The 6732-nt window shown below is 70.0% G+C and carries 8 protein-coding genes and 1 pseudogene; 6 read left to right on the top strand and 3 right to left on the bottom strand.

The window, feature by feature from the left end:
- Positions 1-254 precede the first annotated feature (254 nt).
- Positions 255-899: pseudogene (locus tag AB0I53_RS39170) on the top strand (ABC transporter substrate-binding protein); the annotation flags it as partial.
- A gap of 195 nt (positions 900-1094) precedes the next feature.
- Here AB0I53_RS39170 and AB0I53_RS39165 read toward each other — a convergent pair.
- Positions 1095-1874, bottom strand: coding sequence for a trypsin-like serine protease (locus AB0I53_RS39165; RefSeq protein WP_358614103.1), 780 nt, complete (start codon positions 1872-1874; stop codon positions 1095-1097).
- A 405-nt stretch (positions 1875-2279) separates the two neighbouring features.
- Between AB0I53_RS39165 and AB0I53_RS39160 the strand changes: the two genes are divergently transcribed.
- Positions 2280-2519, top strand: coding sequence for a hypothetical protein (locus tag AB0I53_RS39160; protein ID WP_358614102.1), 240 nt, complete (start codon positions 2280-2282; stop codon positions 2517-2519).
- A 57-nt stretch (positions 2520-2576) separates the two neighbouring features.
- Here AB0I53_RS39160 and AB0I53_RS39155 read toward each other — a convergent pair whose 3' ends face one another.
- Positions 2577-2816, bottom strand: a complete 240-nt coding sequence (locus AB0I53_RS39155; RefSeq protein ID WP_358614101.1) for an iron chelate uptake ABC transporter family permease subunit — start codon at positions 2814-2816, stop codon at positions 2577-2579.
- Here AB0I53_RS39155 and AB0I53_RS39150 point away from each other — a divergent pair.
- Positions 2736-3095 (top strand): alpha/beta hydrolase-fold protein, encoded by a 360-nt coding sequence (locus tag AB0I53_RS39150; protein ID WP_358614100.1) that lies wholly within the window; start codon positions 2736-2738, stop codon positions 3093-3095. The genes AB0I53_RS39155 and AB0I53_RS39150 overlap by 81 nt on opposite strands.
- Complete coding sequence (locus AB0I53_RS39145) at positions 3032-3175, top strand: hypothetical protein (protein WP_358614105.1); 144 nt, start codon at positions 3032-3034, stop codon at positions 3173-3175. The genes AB0I53_RS39150 and AB0I53_RS39145 overlap by 64 nt, the downstream gene beginning before the upstream one ends.
- On the opposite strand, the gene AB0I53_RS39140 is transcribed toward AB0I53_RS39145, so the two are convergent.
- The gene (locus AB0I53_RS39140) at positions 3162-4826 is read right to left on the bottom strand and encodes a hypothetical protein (protein ID WP_358614099.1); all 1665 of its coding nucleotides are present in this window, start codon (positions 4824-4826) and stop codon (positions 3162-3164) included. The genes AB0I53_RS39145 and AB0I53_RS39140 overlap by 14 nt on opposite strands.
- Positions 4827-5137: 311 nt before the next feature.
- Between AB0I53_RS39140 and hemB the strand changes: the two genes are divergently transcribed.
- The gene (hemB, locus tag AB0I53_RS39135; protein WP_358614098.1) at positions 5138-6121 is read left to right on the top strand and encodes a porphobilinogen synthase; all 984 of its coding nucleotides are present in this window, start codon (positions 5138-5140) and stop codon (positions 6119-6121) included.
- On the top strand, positions 6118-6708 hold the full coding sequence (locus AB0I53_RS39130; RefSeq protein ID WP_358614097.1) for a hypothetical protein: 591 nt from the start codon (positions 6118-6120) through the stop codon (positions 6706-6708). The genes hemB and AB0I53_RS39130 overlap by 4 nt, the downstream gene beginning before the upstream one ends.
- Positions 6709-6732: the final 24 nt, after the last annotated feature.

Below are 6732 nucleotides of genomic sequence, written 5' to 3'. Positions count from 1 at the left end.
AACAAAGCCCTACTAAGCGGCTGCGCCGCTTCAAAGACAAAACCCCGCGCTACCACACCTCACACCACGACATCCAAAACAGCCTCTATAGCGACCCAAAACACTCACGTCTCGTCGCCAGCGGAGCGGAAGTCCGGGGCAGCGGTTCGGGGCCGAGATCGCCCGGTGCGATCGCAGCCCAAGATTAGGCTTGCCTAAGTTCATCGGATGAGGGGAAGTCGATGCGCTCGCGCTGCAGCACGCTCGTGTGACTGGTGGTGGTCGTCCTGGTGGCCGGGATCGCCGCGGTGATCGGCGGTTGCGCCGGTCCGCGGCCCGACGATGCCGGGCCGGCCCGCACCAACACCGACGTCAAGGGGTGCCAGGTCGCCGTCCCGGTCCAGCCGGCCCGGATCGTGACGTCGAGCGAGCCCACCCTGGAAGGCGCGCTCGCCCTCGGCTTCAAGCCGGTCGGCGTCGCCTCCGCGCGGGGGCAGCAGGGCGTCGCGCCCTACCTGGCCGGGAAAAGCGGGGACGCGAAGGTCGTCGCCTCCACCGCCGAGCCCGATCTGGGCGCGATCGTCGCGGCCCGGCCGGACCTGATCCTGGTGGACTACACCGTCGGCTCGAAGAACCAGCTGGACGCGTTGGCTGGCATCGCGCCGACGGCGTACGTCAGCGACGCGGGCGCGGACTGGCGGAGCGCGTTCACCGCCTTCGCCGATGTGGTCGACCGCTCCGCAGACGCGCAGCGCGTGATCGCCGACCACGACGCGGCCGTGGCCCGCGCCCGCGATGAGTTCGCAGGCCACAGTGGACAGACGGCCGGCATCGTGCGCTGGGACGGCGAAGGCCCGCGCATCGTGGGTTCGGGCGGGCACGCCAACGAGGTCGTGCGCGGCATCGGGCTGGACCGGCCGGCCGCGCAGCGGGAGAAGGTGTCCAACCGGACCCCGGTGGTCAGCCTGGAACAGCTGGACAAGCTCGACAGCGGACTGGGTCTTCTTCGGGAACCGACAATTTCGCGGGAAATTGACTATCACCCGGGTGAACGCACATTTCCCGAGAAATTGTCGTCCCTGCGCTCACGCTGGCGGGGCTTGCTGGGCGCGGCGCTAGTCGATCTGCTCCTGGATCCAGTCGGCGATGACGTCCACTCTGGACGTGGTCTCCGGCTGGGCGTGCGGGCAGTCCGGCCCGCCGCTCTCGACCGACACCAGCGCGTCCGCACCGGCGCCGCGGTTCTCGAAGTAGGGCGCCCCGGAGTCGGTGGGGCAGGCGCTGGTGTCGGGGCTCGGCCAGCTGCCGGTGACGGTCGTGATGGCGTCCTGCACGTCGTGCACCTGGACCTTGCCGACCTGCAGGTGGGTGGCGGGCTCGGTCGCGTCGGCGGATTCCTGGCCCCAGCCGGCCAGCACCAGGGTTTCCCCGGGACGGGGCGGCGTCGAGCGCAGGGCCAGGGGCCGCACGTCGTCGATCGGCTCGGCGAGACGGACGACCGCGACGTCGTTCACGGGCGACTGCCGGACCTCCACCACCTCCACCTCGTGGCCCTCGTCCTCGTCGGCGTCGTCGGTGCGCCCCACGATCGCGGTCGTCGGGTACGGGGTGGGGCCGCTGACCGGCTTGCGGTCGACGTCGTGGAAGCAGTGCCCGGCGGTGATCACCCACTGCGGATCGATCAGCGCGCCCGAGCAGGCGCTGTCGTACTTGCTGCCGTCGGGCTTGGGGATGTCGGTCATCAGGAACTTCACGGCGAACGGGAAGGCGCCGTCCTCGGCGTCCCGGGCGTTGGCCACCGCACCAGCGGGCACGGACACCGCCACGCCCACTCCGACGGCGGCGGCAGCGGCGACGACCCCGGCGATCACTTTGGGCCGCAGTACTCGTAACACGGCAATCCTCCGAATCCTGGAGAGCGCGCAGATCGGCTTGCGTAGCGGGATATCAGCGGCCGCCTCGACCCCGGAGGGATGGGCGCCGCGAACCCGCGGCGGTGCCGATCGGGGGGGGGGGGGGGGGGTGCGCGGAAGCGGTCTCGCCGCTTTCCCGTCGCCGACTCCACCGCAGCGCCCCGCCGCTTCCGATCCGCGCGGGCTCTTGTTCACATTGGTCCATTGCGGAGTCAATATCAACTGCGGCCGGGACGGCAAGCCGATTGGCGAATTTCCGGGAGGTCCCTCACGAACTTGTGAGCGCGTCGTTACCCGCGCCCCGGTTGGTGCGGGGTTTCCCCGCCGGGGCCGGGTCCCCTTTCCGAGACCTGCCGAATGCTCGCGGCAGTGCATAGCTTCGGGAGCGTGCGATCTCGTGCCAAGTGGACGGCGGTGTTCTGCGCGGTGTCGGCGCTCGTGGCACCCGCTGCGTTCGCCGCGCCCGAGCTGCCGCCGATCACCCAGACCCTGACGGCGAATCAGGGCTGCCGCACACCGTCCACAGCGGACACATATGACATCCCGTGGGCGCAGGCCAGGCTCCGCCCGGACCGGGCGTGGCAGCGAACCCCACCGCCGCCGCGGCGAGCGCCAGCAGGGCGTTGACCGTGATCGCACGCCACCCGAGGCGGATCGAGACCCGCCCGACCCGCAGCACTGATGTCACAGCTTCGCCACCTTCCTGCGCCGCACCAGCGCGATGAACACCGGAGCGCCGATCAGCGCGGTCATCAGGCCCACCGGCAGCTCGGTGCGCTCGCCGAGCACGACCCGAGCCAGCACGTCCGAGCCGAGCAGCAGGACGGGCGCCAGCAACGCCGAATGCGCCAGGATCCAGCCTTGGGCGGAGACCCGGGGTTCCAGGACTTCTTGGCGCTGGAGCTGATGCCCCGGGCCGAGCACGAGTTCGGCGCGGCGGCACAGCCGGACCGGTCGATCATCGCCGGTCAGAGCTTCGGCGGGATCACGGTCCTGATGACGGCGCACCGGCATCCGCAGCGATTCGGCAAGGTGCTCAGCCAGTCGCCGTCGCTGTGGAAGGCGCCCGAGATCATCCGGGCCTACGCCGACGAGCCGTGCGATCTCCGGCTGCACCTCTCGGTCGTTACGAGCGGAGCATGGCCGACGACACCCGCGAACTGCACGGGCACTGCGTGGCGCACGGTCAGCGCGCGTCGCTGACCGAGTACGTGGGCGGGCACGAGTTCATCTGCTGGCGCGGCTGCCTCGCGGACGGCCTGCAGGAACTCACTCGCCCCTGAAGACCTCGTCGATGCCGTTGCGCTTGCAGAACTCGGTCAGCTTCGCGGGGTCGGCGAAGAGGTACGTGGTCGATTCGTTCCCGACCTCGACGAACCGGCGCGGGTCGCTCGGGTCGGCGGGGCGCAGGGCGTGGGCCATCCCGGCGGTCACCTCGATGTCGAGGTAGTCGCCGTTGTCCTCGGTCTCCCAGGAGTGCGACGAACCGCGGTGGGTGAAGGAGAAGCGGAACCCCTCGATCTCCTCTTCCTCGATGTCGTCGATCTCGGCGGTGTCGCCGTCGGCATCGAGGACGACCATCTCGACGTCGGAGGCCTCGACGGCGCCGCCGGAGGCCTCGACGAACTCGGCCAGGAGGTCGGCGTAGCCCGGCGGGTAGAACCCGGAATCCACCTCGAATTCGACCGAACGGCCCGCCCGCTCGAACACCGCCAGCAGCAGGTCGTACGGGGACACCGGATCGGGGGCCAGCTCGTCCGCGGCCTCCGCAGCCCATTCCGGCACCAGGCCGAGACCGGTCAGCTCTGCCGCGAGGTCGCGGGCCGACGCGGCGTTCATGACCAGGCTTCGGAGGCGGGGCAAATCTTCGTCGTACTGGTCGCGTTCGGCGAGCTTCTCGACGGCCCGGGTGGCGGCCGCCATCGCGATGGGCCCGCCGATGCGGACCAGCGCATCGCAGAACTCCCACGGGGATCGCCGCGCCGCCTTCGTGACGATCCGTACCACCAGTTCGGCGACTTCGGGATCGGCCGTTCCGCGGTAGCGCTCGCTGAGCACCTCGATCGCGTCTTCCGGGAACCGCTGCCACTGCTCCCGGGCGTGGCGTTCGGCGAGAGCGAGGTCCAGCACCGCGATGGCCTGCAGGGCCATGGCCGCCGCTTCCTGGTGCGGCGATTCCAGCGCTACTTTCTCCAGCAGCGGCAGGCTTTCCCGGCCGCGGCTGGTCAAAGCATCCACTGTGTACCGGGTGTACCCGTTCATGAGCCGGTCCGCGCACCGCTCCAGCGCCCATTCATAAGCTCCCGGCTCGGCTCTCGCGGCTATCGTCGTCAGCGCATCCGCAGGCCACTGCGCGTGGTCGATCGGCAGGTCCAGCCACCGGCGCACCTGGTCGGCCACCTCGCGGCTGGGCCAGGTTTCGGCGGCGGCGTTCAGGAGCAACCAAGCGGTCGAAGTGCGTTCATCGTCGCTCGGCAGTTCATCGATCGCCGACTGCGCCAGCCGCAGCAGCCGTGGCCCGGCTGCCGCGATGCGGAGGATGCCGAGCGTGGCGGCGGCGCTGCGGTGCAACGCCTCGTCGTCGGAGCCCAGCATTTTCAGCAGCCACGGGCCGAGCAGATCTTCGTGCTCGGTGAGCGCCGCCAAACCGGACTCGTCCGCGCCGATCCGGAGAGCGACAGCGGTGTCATCCCAGCAAGCGGGGTCGGCCACCAGGTCGGCGAGCAGATCACCAGCGGCCTCGTCCCGAAGGCGGGCGAGAGCCACGGCGGCGAACGTCCGGTCCCAGCCCGTGCCGGACCGGGCGGCCGTCCGCAGTTCGGCACGGTCCTCCTCGGTCATCGCGGCGAGCAGCCGCAGATCTGTCGCGTCGTGGAAGGAGATGTCGCCGGGAGCCGCGAGTATCGCGACCAGGCGAGACGGCCGAGTGGTCAAGTCCTGCTCCTGTGCAGCTGGTCGAACAGATGTGTGGAAGCTAGCAATCACCAGGCGCGAGGAACCGGGTTTTGACCGGGATCGGGGCCGGTGCTTTTCGCATGAGGACGGCGCGATGGTCCGTGCACCCGAGCTTTCCGTCACATGGCGCAAGAGCAGCCGTAGTTGACCTCGTGAGCGTTGGTTCCGGTTCTTACCGGCTTGAACGCTCACGAGCATCGCGGGCCAGGCTGAGCCCTCGGGACGTCCGTTCTGTCGGATCGCTACGCTCGTGGTGTCACCCCGTCGAGCCTGTTTGGGGAGCCGCTGTCATGTACCCCTCGCACCGTCCGCGCCGACTGCGTCGCAACCCCGCGCTGCGCCGACTGGTTTCCGAGACCTCCGTGGAGCCCCGTCACCTGGTGCTGCCGATGTTCGTTCGCGAGGGCGCGAGCGAACCGGTTCCGATCCCGTCGATGCCGGGCGTCGTGCAGCACAGCCGTGACTCGCTGCGCAAGGCCGCCGTCGACGCCGTCAGTGCCGGTGTCGGCGGGCTGATGCTCTACGGCGTGCCGACCACGCACGACGCCGAAGGTTCCGGCGCGGTCGACCCGGACGGCATCCTCAACGTCGCGCTGCGCGACTTGCACTCCGAGCTCGGCGACGACACCGTGCTGATGGCCGACCTGTGCCTGGACGAGTTCACCGACCACGGGCACTGCGGCGTGCTGGACGAGGACGGCAACGTCGACAACGACCGCACGCTGCAGATCTACGGCGAGATGGCCGTGGTCCAGGCCCAGTCCGGGGCGCACGTGGTGGCCCCGAGCGGCATGATGGACGGCCAGGTCGGCGTGATCCGCGACTCGCTCGACGCGACCGGCTTCGGCGACACCTCGATCCTGGCCTACTCGGTGAAGTACGCCTCCGCCTTCTTCGGCCCGTTCCGCGACGCGGTGGACTCGCAGCTCAAGGGCGACCGCAAGACCTACCAGCAGGACCCGGCCAACGGCCGGGAGGCGCTGCGCGAGGCCGACCTCGACCTCGCCGAGGGCGCCGACATGGTGATGGTCAAGCCCGCGATGTCCTACCTGGACGTGCTGCGCGACATCGCCGGCGTGGCCGACGTGCCGGTGGCCGCCTACCAGGTGTCCGGCGAGTACTCGATGATCGAGGCCGCGGTCGCCAACGGCTGGCTGGACCGGCAGCGCACCGTGCTGGAAACGCTGACCTCGATCCGCCGGGCCGGCGCCGACATCGTCCTGACCTACTGGGCGGCCGAAGTCGCGCGCTGGCTGCCGGACGCGCGGGCATGACGGACCTGGGGCAGCGGGTGGACGCGTTCGGCCGACCGGTACCGGAGCCAGAGCCGCCATCGGCGCCGCAGGCGCTGCAGACGGCGAAGTGGCTGTGGATCGGATCGGTGCTGCTCGGCGTCGTGCAGGCGTTCGTCCAGCTCCTCGACCGCCCCAAGCTGATCGCCGAGCTGCGCCACCTGGAGCCGACGCTGACCCAGCAGGATCTGGAGGCCGCGGCCAACAGCGGGATCATGTTCACGTTCCTGTTCAAGGCGCTGATCCTGCTGGTGTACCTGATGCTGTCCCGGCGGATGCTGGAAGGCCGCAACTGGGGGCGCGTCGTGCTCACCGTCTTCGGCGGCTTCGGGATCTTCAACGCGCTGATCACGGTGCTCACCGTCTCGCTGGTCGGCGGCGCGCTGATCCGCGAGCTCACCGGCGTTGGGATCACCGGTGCGGACGTCGCGTTCTCGCTGGTCGTGATGGTCGTCCAGATCGCCGCGATCGTGTTCATGTACCGCCCGGAAGCGAACCGGTTCTTCCAGGCGGTGCGGCAGCGGCGGCTCGGTCACGCACCGGGGCGGCCAGGTAACGGTTGGTCATAATGCCTGGACGGCGGCCGTCGCGAT

This window comes from Saccharopolyspora sp. NPDC050389, from assembly GCF_040655595.1.
GTDB lineage: Bacteria > Actinomycetota > Actinomycetes > Mycobacteriales > Pseudonocardiaceae > Saccharopolyspora.
Note: the sequence above shows the minus strand (reverse complement) of the source record. Positions and strands in the feature narration are given on the sequence as shown.

Bases quoted from the DNA above. Each gene is read 5' to 3' on its own strand.
- AB0I53_RS39150 (WP_358614100.1), top strand. From the start codon at position 2,736: ATGCGCCAGGATCCAGCCTTGGGCGGAGACCCGGGGTTCCAGGACTTC.
- AB0I53_RS39145 (WP_358614105.1), top strand. From the start codon at position 3,032: ATGGCCGACGACACCCGCGAACTGCACGGGCACTGCGTGGCGCACGGT.
- hemB (WP_358614098.1), top strand. From the start codon at position 5,138: ATGTACCCCTCGCACCGTCCGCGCCGACTGCGTCGCAACCCCGCGCTG.
- AB0I53_RS39130 (WP_358614097.1), top strand. From the start codon at position 6,118: ATGACGGACCTGGGGCAGCGGGTGGACGCGTTCGGCCGACCGGTACCG.